Here is a 26,804-nt window from a genome sequence, read left to right on the forward strand (position 1 = left end):
CGTTCACCCTTTCGAATCACCATGAAATTCACTGATGGCCAATGGCTGCTCCGTCCGGGGGTAACCGCCCACTACGCCGCCGAGGCGCACACCATCGCGGTCGAGCCTGACCGGCTCGTGATCAGCGCGCCGGTGCGTCCGATTCAGCATCGCGGCGACACGCTGCAGGGGCCGCTGCTCACGGTCACGGTCAGCTCGCCACTGCCGGATGTCGCGCGAGTGCGGATCGAACATTTCACGGGTGCGGCCGAACGCGGGCCCAACCTTCCACTGGTGACGAATGACTCGGCCCCGGTAGCCATCCAAGATTCCGCGGAGGCGGTCACTTTGCAATCCGGCGCGCTGACGGTGCGCGTGAAGAAGCCGGGCTGGGAACTCGCGTTCGAGGCTGATGGCCGCGTGCTGACGCGCAACGGCTGGCGCGCGACGGGCTATGTGCAGCTGGAGCGGGATCGGACCCACGTGCACGAGCAGCTCTCACTCGGCGTCGGCGAATGTGTCTACGGGCTCGGTGAGCGGTTCACGGCCTTCGTGAAAAACGGACAGGTGGTGGAGTGCACGAACAAGGACGGCGGCACCGCGAGCGAGCAGGCCTACAAGAATGTGCCGTTCTATCTCACGAACCGCGGTTACGGCGTGCTGGTCAACGAGACCGGGCCGGTGTCGTTCGAGGTCGCCTCGGAGAAAGTGGCGCGCGTGCAGTTCTCCATTCCCGGCGAGAGCCTGGAGTATTTCGTCATCTACGGACCGACGCCCAAGGACATCCTGCGCAAGCTCACCGCGCTGACCGGCCGGCCGGCGCTGCCGCCACCGTGGTCATTTGGCCTGTGGCTCTCGACCTCGTTCACCACAAATTACGACGAGGCGACGGTGACGAGCTTCATCGACGGCATGAAGCAGCGGGACCTGCCGCTGCATGTTTTCCATTTCGACTGTTTCTGGATGCGCGAGTTCGACTGGTGCAATTTCGAGTGGGATCCGCGCGTGTTTCCCGATCCGCGAGGAATGCTGCAGCGGTTGCACGCCCGCGGGCTGAAGCTGTGCGTGTGGATCAATTCGTATATCGGCCAGCGTTCGCGGCTGTTCGCGGAGGGGCGCGAGAAAGGCTACTTCATCAAGCGCACCGACGGCAGCGTGTGGCAGACAGACCTGTGGCAGCCCGGCATGGCGATCGTGGATTTCACGAACCCGGCGGCGCGCGCGTGGTTCGCGGGACACATCGAGCGGCTGCTGGACATGGGCGTCGATGCGATCAAGACGGACTTCGGCGAACGCATTCCGACCGAAGGCGTGGTTTACCACGACGGCTCCGATCCGGTGAAGATGCACAACTTCTATCCGGTGATTTACAACGAGACGGTGTTTCGCGCGATCGAGGCGAAACGCGGTCGCGGCGAAGCGGTGCTGTTCGCGCGCGCGGCGTATGCCTCGGGCCAGCGGTTCCCTGTGCACTGGGGCGGCGATTGCTGGTCGACGATGGAGTCGATGGCGGAATCGCTTCGCGGCGGACTGTCGCTCGGGATGTGCGGCTTCGGATTCTGGAGTCACGACATCGGCGGATTCGAGGGCACAGCCCCGGCCTACATCTACAAGCGCTGGGCGGCGTTCGGGCTGCTGTCATCACACAGCCGGTTGCACGGCAGTTCGAGCTATCGGGTGCCATGGGCTTACGATGACGAGGCGTGCGACGTCGTGCGCTTCTTCACGAAGCTGAAGTGCCGGCTGATGCCTTGTCTCTGGTCGGCCGCGCTGACGGCGCATCGCGAAGGTGTGCCGATGATGCGCGCGATGCTGCTCGAGTTCCCGGGCGATCCGGCGTGCGACACGCTGGATCGGCAATACATGCTCGGCGACGCGCTGCTCGTGGCGCCGGTCTTCACGGAAGACGGCACGGTGGACTACTACTTGCCGGAAGGGAAGTGGACGCATCTGCTGACGGGCGAAACACAAGAGGGCGGGGGATGGCGTCGCGGACGGCATGGCTTCCTGAGTCTGCCGCTGTTCGTGCGGCCGGGCACCGTGCTCGCGCTGGGCGCGACCGACGATCGGCCGGACTACGATTATGCGGCGGACACCACCTTCCGCGTCTATGAGTTGGCGGAGGGAGCGAAGTCGACCGCGGTGATCTGCGGCGCCGACGGAACCGAGCAGGCGCGCGTGCAGGTGCAGCGCTCGGGTCAGCGGATTCGCGCGAAGCTCACCGGCGAGGTCCGTGGCGCGTGGAATCTGCAGCTCGCCGGGGTGAAGACCGTGCGCCCGGGCAAGGGTGCGGCGGCTTCCGCCGATCCGTTGGGTGTGATCATCCGCGTCGAACCCGGCATCAACGAAGTGGAGTGCGAGTGCGGCTGAGCCGCTGGTGAATGACCGACCCTGTGCGGTGGATTGGCCGGCGCTCGCCGGCCGACCGCCGCGGGGGCGGCGGTTCGGCATTGTCATCCGGAAAGCGTTCTTGCCAGAGTGACGGCGTCGCGCCCGAACCTGGGCCGGACCACGCTTGCTCCATCCTCATGAATCCTGCCAACACTTTCCCGCCACCGTTCGTTCGTTCGTTTGGGCTCTGCGCCGCATTGCTGCTCGGGTTGGTGCTGAGCGGCTGCGCGACGTCGGAATACAAATACACGACGAAGATCTCATCGGGGGAGCGGCTGAGTTTCCGGCTGGTGAACGGACGCGTGGACGACGCGGTTGCCGACGGGTTCGAAGCTCGCGCGCCGGTCATTCTGCCCGGAGAAAAGGAGAAGAAGCTTCAGTTCGCGTTTGGTGTGGTGGCCAAGAACAAGCCTCCCCGCCGCGTGCAGGTGGAGGATGTTTCCGAAGAACAGCCGATGCTGCTGGTGGATGACACCGATCCGCAGCTGAAGGGCCAGCTATGGACGGGGCAATCCGCTTGGTTCGACCTGGAAGACCCGCAGGCGCACTGGATCAGTTATCTGGGCGAAACGTTTAGGGTTTACCGGATCACCATCACGACGGCGGATGGGGCGACGGTGGTGCTGCACGAAGGCAGCGTGACGCCTGCGTTCATGAAGGCGATGATGCGGAAGTTTTTTGGGAAGGAATATTAACGTCGCCTGCTGAAGAGGTCGCGACCTGCGTATCGAGGGGAGGGCTGCCTGATCGAGGTGCCGTGCGGGCAAGCCGGCGGACGGATCAGCGTGGCCTCGCTGCCGGTGCTCAGTGAGCGTGCGAAAAAGATTGCACCCGGCGATTTAACGGTAAAGTTAATTTAACGCTAAACCACAGCGTTTCGTTACCCGTTACCCACCCATGACGCTCCGTGCCCGCGGTTTCCAGCCGTGCTTTCGCGGCTGTACTCCTTCCGCTTCGAGGCTGTCTGCCTGGCAGCGGGATGGCGACCTGTGGTTTGCCCCTCCTGCAGTGACTCCGCCGGCTGCCGGCGGGATTTCTGCGACTACAAACAGCAACACCCCATCATGAACAAACCTAGGTTCACTCGATACGTGCTCGCGTCCGCTCTGACGCTGGCACTTTCGTCGGCCCGCATCGTGGCGCAGACAGCCACGCCGTCGGATCCGACCGTCAATTCCGAGGACGATCAGCCCATCGTGCTGTCTCCGTTCGTTGTCGACGCTTCGGAAGACCGGGGCAGCTATCAGGCCACCTCCACGCTGGCTGGCTCGCGCGTGAAGACCGACCTGAAGGACGTCGCCTCGTCCATCAGCGTCATCACGGCCGACTTCCTCAAGGACACCGGCGCGCGGAACTCGCAGGACCTGCTCGTTTACACGACGAACACGGAAGTCGGCGGCGTCTACGGCAACTACGGCGGCGTGGGCAACACGTTCATCGATGGTGCGAACGAGAACGCCAACCTCGTGCGGCCGAGCAACAACAACCGCGTGCGCGGCCTGGACTCGGCGGACAATACCCGCGACTTTTTCCAGACCGACATTCCGTGGGACTCCTACAACGTCGGCCGCGTCGACCTGCAGCGCGGGCCGAATTCGATCCTGTTCGGTATCGGCAGCCCGGCGGGCATCATCAACAGCAGCCTCAACCTGGCCACGTTCGGCAAGAACGGCGGCAGCGTGGAGAATCGCATCAGCAGCTTCGGCTCCGTCCGCAATTCGATCGACTACAACTATGTCGTGTTGAAGGACGAACTGGCGCTCCGACTCGCGTTGCTCGACGATCACACAAAGTATCGTCAGCGGCCCGCGTTCAATCGCGATCAGCGCGCCTATCTCTCGGGTCGGTGGGCGCCGAAGTTCCTCAACACCGGCAGCTCCCGCACGAGCGTGCGCTTCAACTACGAGAATGGCGACATCAAGGCGAACCGCCCGCGCGCGCTGCCGCCGTGGGACAGCATCACGCCGTATTTCGATTCCACGGCGATCAACAAGAAGGTCTATGATCCCTACTACGCCTGGGAGTCGCAGGCGATCGGTTATCCCTCCTCCGAGCCGCAAAACGCGATGGAGCCGAAGAATTACTGGGTGGTGCAGTATATGGTGCCCGGCACCCAAGCCACGGCGAATCCCATGTTCTTCTACGACATGGCCAACTCGACCACCCATGCTTATGTGACGCAGGCGGGGCCAACCACCTACTACGGGTTGAGCAGCAATGGCGACCGCGACGCCGGGATCGACGGCTTCCCCTACGGCAGCAACATCGGCATCGCGAGCTTCAACGAGGCGGCCTACAACAGCTGGCGTACGCTCGGTCAGGCCGCGACGCCGTATCCAGCTGCGGACAAGGGCTTCTACAAGCGGAAGTCCCTCGTCGATGAATCGATTTTCAACTTCTACGACAACCTGATCGACGGCCCGAACAAGGGCGAGTGGCAGAAGTGGGACGCGTTCAACATCGCGGTCGAGCAGACGTTCCTGGACAACCGGCTCGGCTTCGAACTCGTCTACGACTATCAGGACTACCGCGACGGTTCCTATCGGACCATCGGCAACCCGACCATCACGGTGGACATTCGGGCGAACCTGATGAACTACCCGTGGACGTATCCGGAACTCGGCGTCGTCAAGAATCCGAACGTGAATCGCGCGATGGTTGGCGGCAGCGGCCGCGGCGGTGGCAATGCGTTCTTCAGCACGCGCGACGACATCCGGTTCACCGGCTTCGGCGAATTCCGCTTCAAGGATGTGCTCGGCAATTCGCTGCTGAGCACGATTCTCGGCACGCATCGGCTGACCGGGCTCTATTCCCGCGACACGGTCCAGCAGGAAAACCGCACCTGGACGCTCTGGAAGGTGGAGCAGAAATGGTCCGACGTGCTCGGCAACGGCACGGTCAACGGCGGCTCCGGCATCGGCGGATTGGTCAACGGTGACGTGGTGCCGGACGTGGTTACCTACATCAGCGGCGACCTGAGCCCGCGCTCCAGCGCGGCCGGCTTGAATCTGCCGCGGCTTGCGACGGTGCAGGAACCGACGGCGGGCGGCTATGTGATCCCGTATTTCGACTCGCACTGGAACGCGACCAACGTGAACCCGGCGGATCCGTGGACCAATCCGGCGCGGCAGTTCTGGCCGGGCGGCAACCAGGTCGGTTTCCAATCCGACAATCCCGCCAACTACGTCGGCTGGGTGCAGGACAAGTTCAACCTCCTCAACTGGCGGAGCGGAGACGACATCAATCAGCTCTACACGGACGTCAGCAAGGTCCGGAAGGTGACGGATTCCCAAGCCTTCACCTGGCAGGGCTTCCTGTTCGAAGACACGGTGGTGGGCACGTTCGGCTGGCGCCGCGACGAGCAGGACCTCGAGTCGGGTGACTCGTCGGCCAGCGATGTCGGCGGGTCCGGTTATGCGCACACGGATCCGGCGTTCGAAAAAGGGCCTGATCGCAGTGCGGGCGAAAGCAAGAGCTGGGGTGTGGTGGTTCACACGCCGAAGCGCTTCCGGACGCTGCTGCCGGGCAACTCTTACCTGAGCTTCAGCTACAGCGACGGCACGAACATGCGCGTGGAGAATCGCTATGGGTTCAGCGGCAACGCGCTCCCGAATGCCCGCGGCAAGACCAAGGATTTCGGTGTGGCGCTCAGCACGCTCAACGAGCGGCTCGTCCTGAAAGCCACCTGGTACAAGACGACGGTCAAGGACGCCAACCTGTCCACCGTCACGACCGAGACCACGACGCTCGGCAACAACACGTACTACCTCCGCAATCTCGAAGCGTGGGGCACGACCTCCGCGCTGATCGATCTGGCGGGCCGTCAAGGCGGCGCCCCGGGCTGGGAGTGGTATTGGAACTGGGCCCTGATCGACAACGGCTGGGACGGCATCTACAACGATCCGAACGGCGACGCGTTCCGCGACTCACCGTCGACGGCGAAGCAGACCGCGGCGATCAACTCGTGGTTGTCGCAGATGCCCGACCAATCGTGGTTCGATGCCTATGGTTTCCCGATCGACGTCGCGGCCGCCAAGGCCGGCAACTGGCAGAACGCGATCCGCGGTTGGACCCCGAGCGCCGGGGTCGGCGGCGTCCAGCCCTCGGGCGGCGGCCGCATCAACGGCGTGTATCCGACCGGCACCGCTGACAACGAATCGAAGGGCGTAGAGTTCGAGCTGATCGGCCAGGTCACCAAGGGCCTGAACATCTCGATCAACGCTTCCAAGCAGAACGCGTCGCAGACGGCGCTGGGCCAGGATCTCGTGACGTTCATTGAAGCGACCCACGCGAAGTATGAGTCACCGGCCGGCGATCTTCGCCTCTGGTGGGGTGGTGACGCGACCCTCCGCGAATACTTCAACAACAACATCTGGTCGGCCTACCTCTTCCAATTGGAGACGAATGGCCGGATGGTCGCCGAAATGTCCCCGTGGCGCTTCAACAGCACGGCGAACTACTCGTTCGACAAGGACAGCCGTTTCCGCGGCGTGAACGTTGGCCTCAGCTATCGCTGGCAGGACAAGCGCATCCTCGGTTACCGGCTGAATGCCGACAAGTCGAACCTCGACATCAACTCCCCGATCTGGAGTGAGACCGAGGACTACATCGACATGTGGGTCGGCTATGAGCGGAAGCTGACGCCGAAGATCGGTTGGCGCGTGCAGCTCAACCTGCGCAACGTCGGCGACGATGCCCGCCTGCTGCCGCTCAGTGTGCAGCCGGACGGTTCTCCGGCGATGTTCAAGATCCAGGAAGGCATGACCTGGTCGCTCACGAACACGTTCACGTTCTAACGGACGTTTTGATTCCAGCCGGCGGTTGCAAGTCGCCGCCGGCTGAGGGTGGGGACTTGCGTGGCGCCACGGCCTAGCCTTGGCGCCACTTTTTTTGCTCCGACGGAGAGAACCGTGTGGGGCGCAGGCATCGCAGAGATGCCCCGGGGGACAGTGGCGGTGCCGGGCGGCCGGCGCGGGTGGGGGCCACACCTTGGAACCCGGCCAGTAGACAGACAAATCGCGAGAATAAGATTGCTTTCCACGACTTAACGGTAAAAGGAATTTAACGGTAAACGCTTAACCCCATTCTGCGTTTTCGTTCCCCCGTTACCCCACCCATGACGCTCCTGGCTGCGCGGCTTTCGGCTGCACGCGTACCGCGGCCTGCCCGTGCCCCGAGTTATCGTGGTTGGTGGCGACGAGCGTAAACGCACGACGGGACCACGCACTGATACACCCCACCGGCCTTACCTCCGGCGGACTCGCTACAAACATCAACACCCCCATGAACAAACCTAGGTTCACTCGATACGTGCTCGCGTCCGCTCTGACGCTGGCACTTTCGTCGGCCCGCATCGTGGCGCAGACAACCAATACCGCCGCATCCGACGCAACTGTGCCAGCGAACCAGGACGAAGAAGTCGTCGTCCTTTCCCCCTTCGTCGTCGAATCCACCGAAGACGAGGGCAAATACCGTGCCTCCGCCACGCTCGCCGGCTCACGCCTCCGTACCGACCTGAGAGACATCGCCTCGCCGCTCAGCGTGGTGACCTCGCAGTTTCTGCAGGACACGGCCGCGACCAGCAACCAGGACCTGCTGACCTACACGACCAGCACTGAAGTCGGCGGGTTGTTTGGCAACTGGGGCGGCTTCGGCAACGCCCAGGGCGTTAGCGACCGCAACACGTTGCTGTCGCCCAATCAGAACACCCGCGTCCGCGGTTTGGATCAGGCCGACAACACCCGCAACTTCATGCTCACGGATATTCCGTGGGACAGCTACAACACCGAGCGCGTCGAGATCCAGCGCGGGCCAAACTCGATCCTCTTCGGCGTCGGCAGTCCGGCTGGTATCATCAACGCCAACACCATTCAGGCGCGCTTCGACGGCAACTCCGGCAAGTTCGAGAACCAGATCGGCAAGTACGCGTCGGTTCGCTGGGTGGCGGACTACAATGTGGAGGTGGTCGACGATCTCCTGGCCATCCGGGTGGCGGGGCTGTTCAACGACCAAAAATTCCGGCAGGAGCCCGCGTTCAACGACGACCGGCGTGGGTACATCACGGCGACGTTCCAGCCGCAGGTGTTGCCGCAAAGTTGGGCCGGCAAGCTGACGGTGCGTGCGAACTACGAGAAGGCCAAGATCACCGCCAATCGGCCGCGCATCCTTCCCCCGGAAGACGGGATCTCCCTGTGGTTCGAAGACTATGCCGGTGACGGCGTGAACAACAAAATCGGGTTCAGCAAGCAGGTCTACGACATGTTCCTCTGGAGTCAGACCGGTGGTGGCGATGCCAGTCGTGGTACCTTGGCGACGGCCGCGGCGACCGTGCTGAATCCCCTGCCGTATCAGCCGGCGGTTTCCGTGCTCGATGGTGGCGCGCTGAACAACGGTGGCATTGGCTTCTGGTTCCGGAACGGTGACTCGCGGCCCTTCTTCGTCTCACGGCAGGCGCCGCGCGAGAATCCGGGCGCGTTGAACGCCTCCGGTGGCGTGGACAATGCGATCGATATTCCGTATGGCTCGCCGATGCGGGTGGGCGGATTGAACGCTTATGCCTTGTCGATCGACAAGATCGACGAAGTCGAACATCAGGCCTCGCGTTATCCGCTGGCGACCCGCGGCTACTACAAGGACCAATCGCTGACCGATCCCACCATCTTCAACTTCTACGATCACTTGATCGATGGTGACAACAAGCGGGAACATCAGGAATGGGACGCGACCAATATTTCGGTGGCGCAGACCTTCTTGGACAACCGGCTGGGCCTGGAGTTTGTCTACGACTCGCAGAGCTACTCCGAGTGGCGTTCAGGAGCGACCTGGAGCCGGCCCTACATCTCCATCGATATCAACAAAAACCTCCAGAACCAGCTCACACAGTACACCCGCGTCAATGCGGCTGGGCAGCCGGATCCGGCGGCCGGGCTGATCGACACCAGCTCGTATCAAGCTTATGGCTTCACGCCTTCGGCCGCACAGCCCTACGTCAATCCGATGGCGGGCGCGGCGTTCACTGCGGGCAGTTTCTCCAACAACAACCGGACCGACCGGGAGCGGGAAAATTACCGCCTGACGACCTTTGCCGAATTTCGGGCGGAGGATTTCTTCAATCGGAATTCGCTGCTGACGCGCATCCTCGGCCGACACATTGTCACCGGCTTGCTCTCGCGCGAGGAGCGTCGCGAAGAGCAGACGCAATGGGCGCCGAGCGCGACGCCGTATGACTGGGCGTTGGGGCTGTCGGTGGCGGGCGCGGACACGAACCTCACCGGCGCCACCCGCGGCATCACGCCGGTCATCTATCTCAGTGAGCCGCTCTTCGATCGCACGACGGCCCACGGTCTCAACCTGGGTGCGATCCAGACCTACTACAACCCCTCCGGCACCTATCAGGTGGATTACTTCAAAACCGAATGGCTGCCTTCGCGCAATCCGGCCGATGCCAGCTACGTCGATCCGGGTGCGCAGTGGATCAACCTTCTCGGCGGAGTCGGCGTTCAAGCGGACAATCCGTTCAATTATCGCGGCCGCACCAACGCCCCGGTTGACATCCTCAATGCGGATACCGGCGACTATGCCGAACTTGTCACCAACTTCGGCGTGGCCGAGCAGATCGTCGACTCGGCTGGTTTGGTCTGGCAGGGCCATCTCCTCGGCGGAAACATTGTGCCGACGGTGGGTTGGCGTAAGGACAAGCTTCGCACCTACACCGCCACGGGGGCCAAGGATGCCACTGGCATCTCTGCGACCGAGGTCGGCAAGACCGAGCAGGTCCTCGACAACGAGGGCCGGACCACCTCCTGGGGCGTCGTCGCGCACGTGCCCAAGTCCTGGATGCAGAATGTTCCGGTTCTGTCCGGGCTCAGCGCCTACTATAATTACGGCGAGAACAACCGGGTGGAGGCTCGCTACAACTACGATGGCGAGCCCTTGGACAACCCGTCCGCCGAGAGCAAGGACTACGGGATCGTGCTGAGCGCCTTCGAGGACAAACTCAGCATCAAGGTGGGCAAGTACGAGACCAAGGTGAAGAACGCCAACCTGCCGGGCGGCAGCTCCATTCTCGGATCCAACCAATACTACCTCTACCAGCTCGAAGCCTGGGGCACGGCGAATACGCTGTTGTACGCCTTCGGCCGTGCCGGCCTCGACCCGAACCAGTCGTGGCACTGGAACTGGGCCGGGATCGATGCGACCGGCGACGGTGGCAATCCTGCCTACGCCCCGACGACGGATCTCTTCCTCAACCATCCCAGCTCTCAGAGACAGTTGGCGGCGATGGATGCCTGGATGGACGGCCTCGATGCGCAGTTCTTCACAAACTATGCGATCAACGCCAACGTCCAGGCATTGAAGACCGCCTACACCACATGGCGGTCGAGCGGCAACATTCAGCCGCTCGTCGATGCCGCCAAAGCCAGCGGTTTCAACGTCGGCACCTACACCACTGGATTCTCGTCGCAGAACAACGGCCAGATCAACGGTATCAGCCCCAACGGCACGATCGATAACACCTCGAAGGGTTACGAGATCGAGGTCAATTGGACGCCGACCCCAAGCTGGAACATTCAGGTGAATGCCGCCAAAACCGATGCTTTCCGCGAGAGTCTGGGCAAGCCGATGCTCGATTACATCGACAAGCAATGGTCTCGTCTGCAGGGCCCGGCGGGCGACATCCGACTCTGGTGGGGTGGCGACAACCCGGTCCGTCGCTACTACTCGGACAACATCGTTTCCGCGGTGGAATTCCAGAAGGAGTCCATCGGCTTCCAAGTCCCCGAAATGCGCCCGTGGCGTTTTGGTGCGATTACCAACTACAGCTTCAAGGAAGGCACCTTGAAGGGCTTCAACGTTGGCGGCGCTTATCGTTGGGAGGACAAGCAGATCCTCGGCTATGGGCTGAAGGCCGACCTCACCGGGCTCGATGTCCGCAAGCCGCTCTTCGGCGAGACCGAAGACCACGTCGATCTCTGGGTCGGCTACCAGCGCAAGCTCAACCGGGATATCACGTGGCGCATCCAGCTCAACCTGCGTAATGTCGGCGAATCCGAGGGACTGACGCCCATCTCGGTCAATCCCGACGGCGTGGTCGCGGCGCAGCGTATCACCGAAGGCATGTCGTGGCTGGTCACGAACACGTTCTCGTTCTGAGAAACATCGATTCCAGCCGGCGGTAGCAAGTCGCCGCCGGCTGTAGGGTGGGGACTTGCGTGGCGCCACGGCCTAGCCTTGGCGCCACTGTTTTTATTGGAAGCCACTGCGGCGGAGAGGGGCGGTGGCGCCCGCTTCGACGGCGGTTCGGCTCTGCGGCTGAACTCGGGCTTGTAGTGCAAATGCTCAGCTCGTAAATACGTATGCGTCTGTGCAGATTCCCCGCTGACATGACCAACTCCAATCGATCCAAACCGGTGCGTGCGGCCACCCTCGCCGATGTGGGCCGCGCGGCGGGTGTCTCAGCGATGGCGGCGTCGGCGGTGCTCAACGGCGCCCGCACGTCCTCGCGGATCGCGGCCGAAACGCGGGCGCGGATTCTGGAGGCGGCGGCCCGCCTGCGTTACCGCCCCAACGCGACGGCCCGTGCGCTGGTGAATCGCCGGATGAACACCATCGGCGTCACGGCCGTCATCGGCGGGGGCGAGCTCAACGCGTACGCGATGGAGATCTTCACCGGCATCCTCAGCGCGGCGGCGCACGCGAATCAGAACACCACGATGTTCACGCTGCACGACTGGGGACGTGACACGGCTCGCTTGCAGGGATGGTGCGATGGTCGCATCGACGGCATGATTCTGATTGCACCGACGCTCGACCTCGAGGCGGCCAAGCTGCTGCCGACGCACACCCCTTTCGTGGCGTTGCATGCCAACACCGTGCTGCCGAACGTCATCAACATCGAGAGCGACGAGGAGCGCGGCGCCTACGAGATGGTGCGGCACCTGATCAGTCTCGGGCACCGCCGGATCATGCACGTGAGCGGTAACCGCGGTTTTATCGGCGCCGAGCGCCGGATCAACGGCTACAAGCGCGCGCTGGCCAACGCCGAGATCCCCTTCTCCGAATCTCTGTTGGTGCCGGCTACCTACGTCGGCGACACCGCCCGGGCGGCCATGTCGGCTTGGCTGAAGCGCAATGCCGGCCAGCCGCTACCCGATGCGGTCTTCTGCGCGAACGACGGGATCGCGATCGGCTGTCTCGAGGCCTTTGCCGAACTCGGCCTGCGCGTGCCGGATGATATTTCCGTGGCGGGGTTTGACGATACTCTCGCGGCGCGCACGACCGTGCCGCAGCTGACGACGGTGCGGCAGCCGTTGCAGGCAATGGGCACGCGGGCCGCTGAAGTACTGCTCAGCCTGATCGCACGACACGCGGACGGCGGCGTGCTCGACTTTCCCAATCCGATCGTTTTCCCGGTCGAGATGGTGATGCGTAGCTCCGTGGCGGCGGCGCGGGGAAGCGCCCGGATCGTGCCGGGAAATCCTCCAGTCCGCAGTTAGACCGACGCCCGCGCTTATTTCGCTTCCCATTCGAAAGGCGTCGGATTTCATCGGCAGTCTCGGTCTATTTATAGCCTCCCATGAAGAAAGCTCGCCTGCACTTCCCCCGCATCCGGCCCATCGCCTACGAGGGCCCCACATCGTCGAGCGCGCTCGCGTTTCGACATTACAACCCCGAAGAGGTGATCGACGGAAAGACGATGGCGCAGCACATGCGCTTCTCCATCGCCTACTGGCACACGTTCGCCAGCGACGGCCGCGACCAGTTTGGCGCGGGCACGCTGCACCAAGGCCGCCCGTGGGAACGGAGCGGCGATGCGATGTCGGTCGCGCTCGCCCGGCTCGATGCCGGTTTTGAATTCTTCCAGAAAATCCAGGCGCCGTTCTGGTGCTTCCACGATCGCGACATCGCCCCGGAGGGCCGCTCGCTCGCGGAGTCGAACCGGCTGCTCGACCGTGTCGTCGCGCACGCGAAGGAGCTTCAGAAGGAGACGGGCATCAAGCTGCTGTGGGGCACGGCGAACCTGTTCAGTAATCCGCGCTACATGTCGGGGGCGTCAACCAACCCGGACGCTCACGTTTTCGCCTACGCCGCGGCGCAGGTGAAGAAGGCGCTCGAGGTCACGAAGCAGCTCGGCGGCGAGAACTACGTTTTCTGGGGCGGCCGCGAAGGCTACGAGACGCTGCTCAACACGAATCTCAAGCGCGAGCAGGATCATCTCGCGGCGTTCCTCCACATGGCGGTCGATTACGCGAAGGAGATCGGCTTCAAGGGCCAGTTCCTGATCGAGCCGAAGCCGAAGGAACCGACGAAGCACCAATATGACTTCGACGTGGCCAGCGGGATCGCGTTCCTGCGCACCTACGGGCTGGAAAAGTATTTCAAGTTCAACATCGAGACCAATCACGCCACGCTTGCCGGCCACACGTTCAGCCACGAGATCGAGGTGGCCGCGTCGCAGGGCATGCTCGGCTCCATCGATGCGAACACCGGCGACCTGCTACTCGGCTGGGACACCGACCAGTTCAACACCGACGTCAAGGAACTCACGCTCGCGATGGTCTCGATCCTCAAGGCGGGCGGCCTGGGCTCGGGCGGTTTCAACTTCGATGCGAAGGTCCGTCGCCAGTCCATCGATCTCGACGATCTGTTCCACGCGCATATCGGCGGAATGGATGCCTACGCGCTGGCGTTCAAGATCGCGCGTCGGATCCTGGCCGATGGCAAGTTCGAGCAGTTCGTGGCGGACCGCTATGCCAGCTTCGATTCCGACTACGGCCGCGACATCGAGAAGGGCCGCATCGGATTCAAGGAGCTGAACAAACTCGTGCTGAACAAGCTCGGCGAGCCGAAGCCTCGCTCCGGCAAGCAGGAGTATCTCGAGAACCTCCTCAACAGCTACCTGCACGGCTGAGCCGGGCGGGAGCACGCGCGGAGGCGCCAGGTCCTCCCTCTCTTCACGGCGGCGATCCCATGGATCGCCGCCGTTTTCTTGTGGCGAGTCACGCCATCACGAAATCGAGCACTATGGGTTTCACCAGATCGGCGTAGTCCGCGTACGACATCTTGATCACCTCGCGATGCGTCCCGGCGTTGAACGCGATCTCGCGCTCCTCCGCCAGGCTCTGCGCGAGGTAAACCGGAAGTCCGTAGAGGTTGCCGAAGGGCGGCATGGCGCCGAGCTCGCAATCCGGAAAGCGACCGCGGAACTCGTCCTCGGTGGCGAGCTCGAGATCGTCGCGTTCGAGCAGTTCGCGCAGTTCAGCCAACGCGATCTTCCGGTTGGCGGGCAGCACGACCATCGCCATTTCTCCCGCCATTTTGACGATGACGGTCTTGGCGAAATCGCGTCCGTCAACGTGGACGAACTCCGCGGTTTCCGGCGCGGTGAACGCCGGCTGGTGGCCGATCGAGGTGTAGGTGACGCCGTAACGATCGAGAAACTGTTTCAGTTTGCGCGCAGGCATGGTGGTTGGGGGGGTGAGGTTGGGGTGGCGTGGCAAGAACGGATGTGACTGTTCCGCTCGCGAGCCGGCGCAGCGGTCCGGCCGCTCAGCGTCCTGACATGTCGCTCGCAAACACGGAACTGTCCGCGACGGTGAAGATCGGCGCCGCGGCCGGCTCGCGGGCGGGCAGGTCGAGGCGCAGCAGCTTCAACCAGCTGTCGCTCGCGTTGCGAATGGCTTCGGATTTTCCGCTGGCCACGTACAACGCCTGATCCTTTTTCAACAGGAAGTTCAGTTCGTCCAGTTGGACATTGGCCGAACCCTCGATGACGAACAGCACGTGATCCTGGGTGGATTTTTCATTCTCCGGGAGCGTGTCGCCGGGGCCGAGGAGGGAAAGGGTGGCCGTGACACCGTCTTGTTGCAGCAGCCGCCGCGTGGGGCTGGTGGAGGTCGGGCTGATCGGGAAATCCTGATTCATGATGGAAGTGGGTTGAGGATGAGAAGACAGGCCGAACGGCAATTCGTGGACACGAACTGCGAGCGACGATCGCGCTGCGAGGCAGCGACTCACCGGCTGGGGAATCCGCGCGCGGCACAAAGCTGCAGGCCGGCTTCGCCGCGATCCGCGTCCCGAGCCGGCCTCAGTGAGGACAGACGGCGCGCAAGCGACTGCCGAACCAGAGGGAGAAATTGGGGCTCCAAACCATGGGTGGCTTCCTCCTTCAACGTTCAACCTAGCCCGTTTCGATGGATGTCAACCGCTGAGTGGCCGGCGTGGGCAAATGCTGCGAAACGGGAATTCAGATAAGGCTCGCCGGCCGTCCGGAGTCCCGCGTCTGCGGAACGAAGAATGGTGCCCGGGGCGGGGCTCGAACCCGCACGCTCTTACGAGCAAGGGATTTTAAGTCCCTAGTGTCTGCCATTCCACCACCCGGGCGCGGCGCGCCAACATTCGGGCGTCGGCCGGGCACCGTCAATGCCGGTCCTAGCCCCGGAAATTTCATGAACAGGAGTGAAGCTCAGCTCGAAGTTTCCGTCCGCCTGCGGCGGAGCGACCTTGTCGCGGCTAGCCCGACAGAGTCCGCCCGGGGGACGGATATTTCACGATTCCCGTGAAATATCCGGGCTAGCTGCAACCCAGTGCCGTCAAAACGAAACGCCCAAATGATCCTTGCCGGCCTGTCGGGCGCCGATCACGTTGCGCAGCAGTGAAAATTGGATTCCTCGGGGGGAGTTTCGATCCCGTGCATTTCGGGCATCTGATCGCGGCGCAGGATGCGTTCGAACAATTCCGCCTGGACCGGTTGATCCTCGTGCCCGCCGCACAGGCGCCGCTGAAGCCCAACGACGTCCAATCTTCACCCGAAGATCGTTTCGCGATGCTTCGGGCCGCGGTGGAGTGGGATCAGCGCTTCGAGGTCTCGGATGTCGAGCTGCGACGCGGCGGCACCAGCTACACGATCGACTCGGCCCGTTATTTCCGGAAACAGTTTCCCCGCGACGAACTTTACTGGATCATCGGCGGGGACCAGCTGCCGCAACTGCATTTGTGGCGCGACGTCTCGGAACTCGGCCAACTCGTCGATTTCATCTTCCTCGAACGGCCGGGCTTTCCGATCAAAGCGCGCGTGGATATTCCAGGATTGCGGCTGCACCGCTGCGACGGGCACCTGTTGGCCATCAGTTCGACCGAGCTGCGCGATCGCGTGAAGCGGAATCTGTCACTCGACTATTTCGTGCCGCACAAGGCGATTGTCTACATTCGCGAAAAGCATCTTTATCGACCCAGCCAATGAAAGGAAAGTCCCCGTCTCCCCTCGAACTCGTAAAACTGTGCTGTCGCGCACTGGATGAAAAAAAGGCGGAGGACGTGCGCGTGCTTGATGTCAGCGAGCAATCGTCGATCACCGACTACCTCGTGGTGGCGACCGGCACGTCGGACCCGCATCTGCGCGCGCTTCGGGTCGAGTTGGAAAAGGCGATCGATGCCAGCGGCACGCGTATTCTCGGCATGGAAACGGTGCAGGACAGCGGCTGGTTCGTCGTCGATCTGTTCGACGTGATGGTGCACATCTTCTCGCCCGCGGTGCGCGAGCGCTACGGACTGGAGAACCTGTGGAAGGATGCGATTGAGGTCTCGGTGCCGAAGCTGCTTGCCGCGCCCAAGGCCAGCCGGCCGCGTTCGCCGAAGCGCGTGAGCGCCGCCCGGAAGCCGGTGAAAAAGAGGTCAAAGAAGTAGCAGAATCGGCTGGATCACGGCAGCGCTCCAGAGCGGGCGGCGCAGCCGGCTTGCAGGTTTGCCCGGTAGGACCGACTTTGGCCTTGCCGCGCTGGCGTGGATACGGCTGAATCCCCGCCACTGCTCACCCCTGAGCAATTAGGATATCATCTCATCCATCATCCTATGAACAAATCCAGTAAAGGCTTCACCCTCGTTGAAATCATGATCGTCGTCGTCATCATCGGCCTGCTGGCCGCGATGGCGATTCCCGCGTTCCAGAAGGTTCGCGCGAGCTCGCAGGAAAAGGCGATTGTCAACAATCTCCGCCAACTCTCGAGCGCCGCTCAGCAGTACTTCCTAGAGAATGGCGTCTCCACGGTGGCCTATAACAGCCTGGTTGGCACCGACAAATACATCAAGGTGATCAACAAGGTGGCGGGCGAAACCTACCCGACGACACTCAATCAGACGGATACGGTGATTGAAGCGACAGGCACGGCCGTGGCGAACAAGCCGATCATTTCGTTTACGAACTGATCAGCGCCGCACGATTTGCTCCAAGCCGTCCACCCGCTGGGGGACGGCTTTTTCGCAACCACTCATACCGATGCTTGCACTTTGGACTCAGCTTCGACAACACCGTGCGCGTGTTGTCCTACTGCTGCTCACGTCTGTATTAGCGCTGCGGTTGGGCTTCGGCACATTCACGGCACCGGCAGCGCTGACCCTGGTCCAGCACCTCGGATATCCGCTGACGTTGTTCACATTTGTAGCGTTCATCTGGTCGGTGTGGCAGCTCGTGGCATGGCGTGAATTCTGGCTGGCTCTGCGAGCCGGCGGTTGGAAAGTCGCACTTCTCATCGGCGTCGTCTCGCTCGTGCTGCATCTGCAGGAGCGCCACGGATTCAAGGTGGTGAACGACGAGCTGGTGCAGGTTTCCACCTCACAGCGCATGCATTTCGAGCGGGAGGCGAACGGGGTTGCACGAGGATATGAGCTGGGGACGCAGTTCATCCTGATGCAGGGGGACGTGGACAAACGACCGCTGTTCTACCCGTTTTTACTGTCGATCGTTCATGATGTCAGCGGATACAAGGTCGAAAACGCGTTTCTGCTGAACGCGCTGCTCACTCCGGTTTTGTTCGGCTTGATCTATCTCGTCGCCTGTCGGATTCATGGTCGATACGCAGGCGTCGCGGCAATGCTGCTTTTCGCCACGATACCGCTGGTCACACAGGCAGCGACCGGCGGTGGATTCGAAGTGCTGAACCTGGTAATGATTGTCGCTACCCTCTACTTGGGACTCCGGTACGCCGAGAACCCGACCGAATTGTCGTTAGCAGCGTTTTGTCTCTCAGGTGTCTTGCTGGCCCAGGTGCGATACGAATCGGTGCTCTTCGTGCCTTGCGTCATTGTTGTGGTGGTCGCGATCACGTGGATCAACCGCCGGCTCTTGCTGCCGTGGGCGGTGCTCGTAGCACCATTGTTGCTGGTGATCTATCCACTGCAATTCAACGCTTTTAAGGTGCATCCCTACCTGTGGCAACTCGATGACCGACCGAGCGAAGCAGGTGTCTATAGCTTGTCCTATTTCTACGACAATGTCGGTCGGGCACTGCGTTTTTTCTTTGCATGGGATCACAGCGAACCGAATTCCTTTTTGGTGGGCATGGCTGGCATCATCGGAGTGGGATTTTTTTTGATGTGGCTTTACCGGCGGTCTCGTGAGTTACCGAGTTCCCCAGGGCGACTCGTATTCACGCTGTTTATCGTGACGCTTGGTGCGCAGGCGATGCTGATGCTTTGTTATTTTTGGGGAAGGTACGACGAGGTGCTGACCGTCCGGCTCTCTCTGCCGACTCACCTGCTCTTCGTGTTGGCGTTCATCTTCGTTTTTCCCGAACTGGTGCGATCGGCGCGGGCTTGGCACTGGTTAACCGTCACAGCGGCGTTTTACCTCGCGGTGTGGACGATTCCAACGCTCACAAGGCGCGCGTATGTGCACGAGAATCTCGCGGCGGAAACCTGTAATTGGAACCGTGAGTATCTTGCCAGCCGTCCGGACCGAGACTTCCTCGTGATCGATCCCTCGATGCCCCTCTTGTGGATTGCATACCAAGTTCCGAGCATCAGCTACGATACCTTGGCCGAGCGGGCTTCGCAGTTTCTCTACCACTTTCAACAGCGGACGTTTAGCGAGTGTCTTGTGGTCCAGAAGATGACAGTTACCGATTTCGACCGCGGAACTCTCACGCCCGTTCCAGAGTTCGATCTCGGCCCGGCGGTGACTTTGGCGACGGTCCGCGAGAAACGATTTACGCCCACGTATGCCATCCGACTAAGCAGGATTGTTAGGGTGGACCACGATGGTTTCGTGGAGTGGGCGGCTGCGGCCAGAGCGAGCCGGGCAAAATCCGGGAAACCGGACGCGGTGGACGACCTTCGAAAAGAACAGGAAGCGCGCTACACGAGACAATGGCTGGAGAATCTGCCCTAGCGGTCAATCGCGGCGGGACGGCGAGGGCTCTTCTTGGGGGGGATTGGTCTTCGCCGAGAGAGCGGCTTGGATCGCCGCTTGCACGGGCATGATCTTCCCCAAACTGCGGACGTGTGCCGTGCGGGCGGCGAACTCGATTTCGGCGGCGGCCCTGGTGAAATCTCTTTCGTTTGCCAGCAGCACTGCTGCGTAAACGTGAAGCTGAGCAGGGTTGTCGTTGTGGCGCTGAGCCCATCGGCACCACTCCAGCGCCATCGACGGATCGATGCTGCGCCAGGCGTTGAGCCACCGTTCGATCCCGGAAGTTGTGCTAGGAAACGCGCGAAGCAGGTATGCCGTGTAGGAATGCGGCGCAACCGGCACCAGCCGCAAGCGGGCCACCAGATAACTGTGCAGCGCCAGCGTCCCGACTGCTGCGGTGAGGACCAGCGTCGGTAGCATCCGACCTCTGCCGGCGGGCGAGCTGCCCCCATCAGCCTGCGGGCGTCGGGGCCTAGATGCGCCCGCGAGTCCAGCGATCAGAGCCATGGGGAGCAGCACGATCGCATGGTACAGGACTCCGTCGAGCAACCCCGCTGCCAATCCTGCTGCGAGGATCAGCGCCGCTGGACGGCGAGCGTCGCTCGGGCAAGTTACGCCGCTTCGGCTGTGTAGTCCGCGGGCGATCTGCCGGAGCAACAGCAGCCCAAAGGGCAGGGTTCCTACCAGCCCAACGTCTAGCATGAGTTGCAGGAGCCAGTTGTGCGGCTGATTACCGTCCTGTTTGGGCACAATGAAGCGATAATGATCCGGGCCGTGCCCGATCCAGGGCGAATGCAGGACCTCGCTCAGGGACACCTGCCAGAAGCTGACGCGCGTCGAGCTTAGTTCGTCCAGCGAGGCGGCTCGAGCAGAACGGCCAATGGCACTCCACCAACCAAGATACGGCTCAGCTGACCATTGAAAGAGCGACAGGACGATACCTGCTCCGAAAACTGCTGGGAACCAGCGCAGCAGCGTACGCCGTTCCACGCCTCGAGCAACCAGCGCCCACCCGGTGATGGCAATGGCGACTCCGATCCAAGGCGTCCGGCCGCCCGACCAGAGCATTCCCCCCCAATTCACGGCCGCGATCGTGGCCGCGACCCAGCGCTCAGTGCTGCGCGGCCCGGCCTGCATGAGCCAGCCCATTGCGCTGAGCGCCCCAACCATCATATGCAGCCCGAACAATCGGATATGCTGATAGTGCGGAATCGCATTCTGGGCTGTTCCTTCGTGCCAGGTGATCCAAATCACCAAGCAGCCGAGCGCACTTCCTGCGGCGACGCCTGCGAAAACGATACGACAGGCGGCCGTGCTTTCCACGAGTTGGCGGGTTGTCCAACTCCCATAGAGCAGGATGAGCCAACTGGCAGCCGCGACAGCCGATACGGCCGGCTGAGCACTCGTGATGAGTGAGATGCCCGTTGCGAGAATGGCCAACGCCAGCAGCGTCCGATCCACACCGTCGGTTGGATTCGGCGCAGACGGTTTAGCGAATCGCCGCTGCAGCCACCACGCCGGGATCAGCGAGACGGGAACCACGTGATCAAAGTCGATCGGTAAATTGGAGAGGAACGGAAGGGCGATTGTGGCGCAGGCGAGCGCCCACGCCGGGGCCAGCCCGATGGGCTGAATCGCTCCGCTTGCGTTGCCACCTTCGGTCATTGTCGTTCGCCGACTTGAGACGCTTTCACGGCCCGATTCCGTTCCGAGCGGACGAGATCACCGGAGCAGGTTGTATTTCAAAATGGCCCAGAGCGCGCGGAAGCCATCGCGCCAGCCGATCTTTTTCCCTTCCGCGTAGGTGCGACCGTAGTAGCCGATGCCGACTTCGTAGATCGGGACGTTGAGCTTCGCGACTTTCGCCGTGATCTCCGGCTCGAACCCGAAGCGATCTTCTTCCAGTTGGAGCCGCTGCAGCACCTCGCGGCGGAAGACTTTGTAGCACGTCTCCATGTCCGTCAGGTTCAGATTTGTGCACATGTTCGAGAGCAGCGTGAGGATCCGGTTGCCCACCATGTGCCAGAAGTAAACGACGCGGTGCGCCTCGCCGCCGGCGAAGCGTGAACCGAATACGACGTCGGCATTGCCGTCGAGGATGGGCTTGAGCAGCTTCGGATATTCCTGCGGATCGTATTCCAGATCGGCGTCCTGGACGATCACCACGTCGCCGGTGGCGACGGCGAAGCCGGTGCGCAGCGCCGCGCCTTTGCCCCGATTGACATCATGGTAGATGACATGGTCGACCAGCGGGGCGATCTGGGTGCGAAGCAGGTCGCGGGTGCCATCGCGTGAGCAATCATCGACGATGATGATCTCTTTCTCCCTGACCGGGGTCGCGCGTACCCGATCGACGATCGCGCGGATGGTTTTTGCCTCGTTGTAGCAAGGAATGACGATCGAGAGCTTCATGCCGGAGCGCACGTAATACTAAGCTGGAACTTTTGCGACGGAAGCTATTTCACCCGGTAGCCGGAACCCCCGGCGCTAATCGGTGCCCCTTTGCTGCGAGGCGTTATTTCCCAAGTGCGCAGCGGCGTCGGAACGAGTGCAAGCCGTCTTTTACGATGCAACCCGAGACCAAGACGGATGCAAAATGACAGGGCACAGAAGTCCACATCGTTGACCTCATGTCTGTGGCGCGCCATTCGTAACTGCACTTGCTCTCCCCTCTCCGCAATCTGTGGCAAAGTCCGGGCACGCGAGCTGCGACTAGCAACTTTGGCTGGCTCGCTGGTGAACGGGCCGCCCGGCTCGTCCTAAATATAGGCGTGGGATTTTGGACGGCACGGTATCTCGGACCCGCACAGTTCGGCACGCTAAGCTACGCGATGGCGTTGGTGGGCATTGTCTCAGGAGTGGCCGAACTCGGGCTAGACAACCTCGTTCGACGGGCGGTAATCCAGTTTCCCGAAAGGGCGGATGACTGGCTGAAGACGGCATTTGCGCTCCGATTAGCCGGCGGTGCGATTGGTTTTGCCCTCGTGCTGGCGTTGGTCAGGTCCGGTTGGATGAGTGGCCCGGAGCAGGTGCTGATCTCAGTCGTGGGTCTGACTCTATTCCAGCCGGCGCTATTTATGCCCGATCTGTGGTTTCAAGCGCGACTAGAAGCCAAGCTGTCCGTGCAAGCGCAAGTCGTCGCGCTAGTAGCAGGAGCGGCTGCTCGGATTGCATTGATCATGCGCGAAGGGCCACTCGTAGGTTTCGCGTGGGCGCTCGTTTTGGAGATGCTGCTTGGTACAGTTGCGCTGGGCGTGCAGTTGCGCCGACGAAGGCCGGACCGCGGCGGCGTGTGGTTCGATCGCGAGATCGCGCGGCGCTTGTTGGCCGACGCATGGCCGCTACTGTTGGCGGGCTTCGCGGTGTTGCTCTATCTGCGCATGGACGCGGTGATGCTGCGCGCCATGGCCGGCGAAACGGCCGTTGGAATCTACACCGCTGCGGCGCGCTTGACTGAGATCTGGTTTTTCGTGCCGACGGCACTCGCCGCCAGCGTGCTGCCGTCATTGCTGCGCGCCCGCGAGCGCGGCGTCGATGCCTATGCACGGCGGCTTCAGGGTTACTATGATGCCAACGCCGGAATCGCCTATGCAGTTGCGATCCCGTCCAGTCTGGCGGCGCCGTGGCTAATCGAACTCGCCTATGGGATCAGTTATCGTGAAGCCGGTGCTGTGCTTGCGTTGCACGTGTGGTCAAGTGTATTCGTTTTTCTTGGAGTAGCACGCGGTCAGTTTCTGGTCAACGAAGGGCACACGCGATTCTATCTTGCGGCTACGGTTGCGGGATTGCTGATCAACGTGGTACTCAACCTGGTCCTGATCCCGCGTGCTGGCGCGGTCGGCGCTGCAGTGGCAACAGTGCTCGCCCAAGCGGTGGCGGCTTGGCTTTCGTCGTTTTGCTTTGCGCCGACGCGCACGAACGGCTGGATGCAAACGCGCGCGCTGCTAATTCCTTTTCGCTGGCTACCGTATGTCCGCTGCACCTAGATCACCTGCCTCGCAGCTTTCGCCGACTGTGAAAGCGTGGCGGTTAGCTCGACTGCTGCTGCTGCAGCCCAAATTGGCGCGTAACCTCGCCACGCTAGTGACCGACGGTTACCTCACAGAAACGGGGTGGGTGCGTAGCCTGCTCGCGGGCGAGGTCGTCGACGCTAACGGCGATCCACAGCCGTGGGCCACGCTTCCCTACGTCGAGTTCATCCGTCCGCGACTACACTCTGGTTGGACGGTGATGGAATACGGCTCGGGCGCCTCAACGCTCTTTTATGCCGCTCGCGTCCGCCAGATTTGGGCCGTGGAACACGAGCCTTCGTTTGCGGCTGTGCTGCGGCCGCGACTACCATCCAATGCGCAACTACTCACTGCGACCGCTGGGACCTCGAACTACGCGGACGCTATCTCGGGTTGCAGCGCAGCGCCGGAGTTGGTAAGCGTCGATGGTGCCGACCGGGTCGCGTGCATTCGCCGAACGATCGAGTGTCTTGCGCCCCAAGGGGTGGTCGTGCTCGATGACGCGGAGCGGACCGAGTATGCCGAAGCGCATAGAATGCTCGTGCGCGCAGGCTTTCGGTCGCTTGAGTTCTGGGGGCTCGCCCCGGCTTGGGTACGACGTAAGTGCACAACGGTTTTCTACCGAACTGACAATGTGCTGAACATCTAGCGTGGAAAACAACGCTGGCTTTGCCCGGGAGTTGGGGCTTAGCACGCGTTTGGGCATGGCTTGCCGGATGCCAACGGCTTGTAAGCGTCAACCAGAAGGGAGGTGTAGCATAGTCGACCACCGGCGTTCCGTGGATCGAACCGCGCTGAGCGCTGGATCATTCCATCCGCCGGATCCCATGGACGGGCATGGTGCACGCCGGCTGCGTCGAAATACTCCAGCAGCTCTACCTCGAATCCGACGGCAGCGAGAGCCGACCGAAGCGTCTGATGCGTATAGAGCACCTTGTGGTCATCAGCTCCTGAGCCGGTGCCCCCAGGCCTCACGCAATCGAGGTAAGTCGGATCGGGATGAAAACCGTCTGGCACTGCCAGCCGCAGTCTTCCGCCAGTTCGGAGGTACCGGAAGCATAGATGACTCGCGGCGATTCCTTCGGCAACTGTGAGGTGCTCCCATACGTGTTCCGCAAGAAGTGCGTCGATCGTGTCAGGCTCAAAATATCGAGCCCAGTCCTCGGGGCGTAAAATGTTGAGATACTCGATGTCAGTCCGAATCCAGCCGGGCATGTCCTGCCGCTCACTGCCGATTACGAGACGCAAGGGTCGCGTTAGGGACACGCAGCGACGCATCCGGTGGGATCCGATGGATCGCCGAACGTGAAACCGAATCCACTTGAGCAGCCGGAGCACGGGCGCGGGGAGGAGTTTCAATGCCGAACGCATGTGAGCGACACGAGAGGACGGTGCAGCGGGCGCACCGCTGAACGGGTCCCGGCAGAACCAAGCTTCCCAAATTCCGTCGGATGCCGTTTGATTGCTCCATGCAAGACGACGCCGGACTCGGCGCAAGCCAGGAACCAATCTCGCCGAGCCATGGCATGAACGCGAATTCGACCATCCCCGTTGTCTTGATAACCTATGCACGGCCCGCGCATCTGGCACGCACTCTGGCGGCGTTGAAGAAGAATCGCGTGCCGTTGATTCTGGCCTATTCGGATGGCGCGAAAGGCCCGGCAGACGCGCCGCTGGTTAAAAACGCGCGCGAGATCTTGCGCGCGGTGGACTGGTGCGAGCTGCGGCTGGTCGAGCGCACAGAGAATCTCGGGCTCGGCCGCAACGTACTCACTGCCGTGTCCGACGTGGCACAGCGGAACGAGGCCTTTATTGTGTGGGAGGAAGACCTGGTCGCGGTGCCTGGCGCGTATGCGTGGATCTGCTCCGCGTTGCACGCCTACGCGCACGATAGGCGCGTGATGAGCGTGACAGGGTGGACGCATCCACGCGTGACTCCGTCGGATGCGGGTGAGTCGCCATATTTCGACGCACGGGCCGAGTGTTGGGTCTGGGGCGCGTGGGCCCGCAGTTGGCGGGGCATGGATCAAGAGACGGCGGCGCAGAAGTTGCGTGCGGCCGCCAAACGCGGCTTGGCGCCAGATGCGTATGGGGCAGATTTGCCCGCGATGGCGAGGGTGGAACGGAAGAAAAATATCTGGGCGGTACGATGGGTCTACCATCATTTGGAATATGGCGGACTGTGCGTGAGGCCACCGTGGAGCATGGTGGAGCACATCGGCTTCGATCGGCAAGCAAGCCACGCCGAGGTCGCGGTGGAATGGGCGAATTTGCCGTTGCGCCCCGCGCCGACGATTCCCCAACAATGGCCACAGCCGAAAGAAAATTCAGCATGTCGCATGCTCTGGAAGTCCGTAAGGGGTCCGTCGCGGTGGCGAACGCGAGCGCGGCGCGTTGCGAAGACGATTGTTCCTGAGTGGCTGCGAGGGTGGGCGCGGGCGGCGTTCGGGTGGAAGTGGTTCGAGGGCGACTATGCGACGTGGGCCGACGCGAAGAGAAGGTCGCGTGGCTATGATGACGCGGCGATCGTCGAGCGCGTGCTGCGGGCCACTTGTGCGGTGCGCGATGGGCGGGCGGCGTTCGAGCGGGATGGCGTGACTTTTGCGTCGGCAGTGCCGGAAGAAGGCCTGGTCGCCGCTCTGCGTATCGTGGCGAAGGCGACCGGGGGGAGATTGCACATGCTGGATTTCGGCGGGGCGCTCGGAACGACCTATTGGCGACATCGCGGGGAGCTAGCGGACTTGGAGGAGCTCCGATGGGACGTGGTGGAGCAGCGCAGTTTTGTGGCGGCAGGGAAGGTTCACCTCAGCGGCGAAGGACTCGAGTTTTTCGACAGCATTGAGGCGGCAGACGAGGCGCGGGCGCACGATGTGCTGCTCGCCTCAACGTCGCTGCAGTATCTTGAGGATCCCAATCGAATTCTGGAGCGCTGGATTGAGCGTGGCTATCCATGGCTCTTGTTCAACAACCTGCCGCTGCATCGCACCGGGCGAACCCGAATCGCGGTGCAGCGCGTGCCGCCATGCATTTACCCTGCGAGCTATCCGGTGTGGTTCTTCAATCGACAGGATTTCATGAGACAGCTTGTGGACGCATACGAGACGGTGCACGAATTTTCATCGGAGGCCGTGTGGCCGGTGAGCTGGCGGTGGTATTCTTCAACGGGCCTACTTTTGCGCCGTAAAAGGAAAGGATGAGTCTACTTGATCGCATTTTCGCCGAACCGGAATTGCGCGACA

General features: G+C 62.2%; 17 protein-coding genes and 1 tRNA gene. 13 read left to right on the forward strand and 5 right to left on the reverse strand.

Features of this window, described 5'->3' with window-relative positions:
* Nucleotides 1-21 precede the first annotated feature (21 nt).
* From yicI to xylA, 6 genes are all read left to right on the forward strand, one after another.
* Nucleotides 22-2,349, forward strand: a complete 2,328-nt coding sequence (gene yicI / locus OTER_RS08925; RefSeq protein ID WP_012374573.1) for an alpha-xylosidase — start codon at nucleotides 22-24, stop codon at nucleotides 2,347-2,349.
* Between the two features lie 158 nt (nucleotides 2,350-2,507).
* Nucleotides 2,508-3,065 carry a hypothetical protein gene (locus OTER_RS08930; protein WP_012374574.1) on the forward strand — a complete coding sequence of 186 codons (558 nt, stop codon included), beginning with the start codon at nucleotides 2,508-2,510 and terminating at the stop codon, nucleotides 3,063-3,065.
* Nucleotides 3,066-3,434: 369 nt separating this feature from the next.
* Entirely contained in the window at nucleotides 3,435-7,166 is a 3,732-nt protein-coding gene (locus OTER_RS08935) for a TonB-dependent receptor plug domain-containing protein (protein WP_012374575.1), read from the forward strand.
* A gap of 394 nt (nucleotides 7,167-7,560) precedes the next feature.
* Entirely contained in the window at nucleotides 7,561-11,523 is a 3,963-nt protein-coding gene (locus tag OTER_RS08940; protein WP_148218059.1) for a TonB-dependent receptor plug domain-containing protein, read from the forward strand.
* Nucleotides 11,524-11,753: 230 nt separating this feature from the next.
* On the forward strand, nucleotides 11,754-12,866 hold the full coding sequence (locus OTER_RS08945; RefSeq protein ID WP_012374577.1) for a LacI family DNA-binding transcriptional regulator: 1,113 nt from the start codon (nucleotides 11,754-11,756) through the stop codon (nucleotides 12,864-12,866).
* Nucleotides 12,867-12,946: 80 nt separating this feature from the next.
* Nucleotides 12,947-14,281 (forward strand): xylose isomerase, encoded by a 1,335-nt coding sequence (gene xylA / locus OTER_RS08950; protein ID WP_012374578.1) that lies wholly within the window; start codon nucleotides 12,947-12,949, stop codon nucleotides 14,279-14,281.
* A gap of 88 nt (nucleotides 14,282-14,369) precedes the next feature.
* Here xylA and OTER_RS08955 read toward each other — a convergent pair whose 3' ends face one another.
* The 3 genes from OTER_RS08955 to OTER_RS08965 form a co-directional block, all read right to left on the reverse strand.
* A complete protein-coding gene (locus tag OTER_RS08955) occupies nucleotides 14,370-14,834 on the reverse strand; it encodes an aminoacyl-tRNA deacylase (protein WP_012374579.1) in 465 nt (154 codons plus the stop codon).
* 85 nt (nucleotides 14,835-14,919) lie between these two features.
* Nucleotides 14,920-15,294, reverse strand: a complete 375-nt coding sequence (locus tag OTER_RS08960; RefSeq protein ID WP_012374580.1) for a cupin domain-containing protein — start codon at nucleotides 15,292-15,294, stop codon at nucleotides 14,920-14,922.
* Nucleotides 15,295-15,667: 373 nt separating this feature from the next.
* Nucleotides 15,668-15,753 (reverse strand) — tRNA-Leu (locus tag OTER_RS08965).
* Between the two features lie 271 nt (nucleotides 15,754-16,024).
* On the opposite strand from OTER_RS08965, the gene nadD reads away from it, so the two are divergent.
* The 4 genes from nadD (at nucleotide 16,025) to OTER_RS08985 (ending at nucleotide 19,534) form a co-directional block, all read left to right on the forward strand.
* The gene (gene nadD / locus OTER_RS08970; protein WP_012374581.1) at nucleotides 16,025-16,612 is read left to right on the forward strand and encodes a nicotinate-nucleotide adenylyltransferase; all 588 of its coding nucleotides are present in this window, start codon (nucleotides 16,025-16,027) and stop codon (nucleotides 16,610-16,612) included.
* The gene (gene rsfS / locus OTER_RS08975; protein WP_012374582.1) at nucleotides 16,609-17,055 is read left to right on the forward strand and encodes a ribosome silencing factor; all 447 of its coding nucleotides are present in this window, start codon (nucleotides 16,609-16,611) and stop codon (nucleotides 17,053-17,055) included. The genes nadD and rsfS overlap by 4 nt, the downstream gene beginning before the upstream one ends.
* 165 nt (nucleotides 17,056-17,220) lie before the next feature.
* Entirely contained in the window at nucleotides 17,221-17,574 is a 354-nt protein-coding gene (locus OTER_RS26845) for a type II secretion system protein (protein ID WP_012374583.1), read from the forward strand.
* Nucleotides 17,575-17,644: 70 nt separating this feature from the next.
* Nucleotides 17,645-19,534, forward strand: coding sequence for a glycosyltransferase family 39 protein (locus OTER_RS08985; protein ID WP_012374584.1), 1,890 nt, complete (start codon nucleotides 17,645-17,647; stop codon nucleotides 19,532-19,534).
* 3 nt (nucleotides 19,535-19,537) lie between these two features.
* On the opposite strand, the gene OTER_RS08990 is transcribed toward OTER_RS08985, so the two are convergent.
* Both OTER_RS08990 and OTER_RS08995 read right to left on the reverse strand, forming a co-directional pair.
* Nucleotides 19,538-21,220, reverse strand: coding sequence for an O-antigen ligase family protein (locus OTER_RS08990; protein ID WP_012374585.1), 1,683 nt, complete (start codon nucleotides 21,218-21,220; stop codon nucleotides 19,538-19,540).
* A gap of 57 nt (nucleotides 21,221-21,277) precedes the next feature.
* Nucleotides 21,278-21,967 (reverse strand): glycosyltransferase family 2 protein, encoded by a 690-nt coding sequence (locus tag OTER_RS08995; protein ID WP_012374586.1) that lies wholly within the window; start codon nucleotides 21,965-21,967, stop codon nucleotides 21,278-21,280.
* A gap of 248 nt (nucleotides 21,968-22,215) precedes the next feature.
* Here OTER_RS08995 and OTER_RS25120 point away from each other — a divergent pair, with 248 nt between their 5' ends.
* The 3 genes from OTER_RS25120 to OTER_RS23985 all read left to right on the forward strand — a co-directional run bounded on the left by OTER_RS25120 (nucleotide 22,216) and on the right by OTER_RS23985 (nucleotide 26,762).
* Complete coding sequence (locus OTER_RS25120) at nucleotides 22,216-23,541, forward strand: flippase (protein ID WP_012374587.1); 1,326 nt, start codon at nucleotides 22,216-22,218, stop codon at nucleotides 23,539-23,541.
* Nucleotides 23,525-24,214, forward strand: a complete 690-nt coding sequence (locus OTER_RS09005; protein WP_012374588.1) for a class I SAM-dependent methyltransferase — start codon at nucleotides 23,525-23,527, stop codon at nucleotides 24,212-24,214. Before OTER_RS25120 ends, OTER_RS09005 begins: the two co-directional genes overlap by 17 nt.
* Before the next feature lie 820 nt (nucleotides 24,215-25,034).
* On the forward strand, nucleotides 25,035-26,762 hold the full coding sequence (locus OTER_RS23985; RefSeq protein WP_012374590.1) for a methyltransferase, TIGR04325 family: 1,728 nt from the start codon (nucleotides 25,035-25,037) through the stop codon (nucleotides 26,760-26,762).
* Nucleotides 26,763-26,804 lie beyond the last annotated feature (42 nt).

The sequence above is a fragment of the Opitutus terrae PB90-1 genome (assembly GCF_000019965.1).
Lineage (GTDB): Bacteria > Verrucomicrobiota > Verrucomicrobiia > Opitutales > Opitutaceae > Opitutus > Opitutus terrae.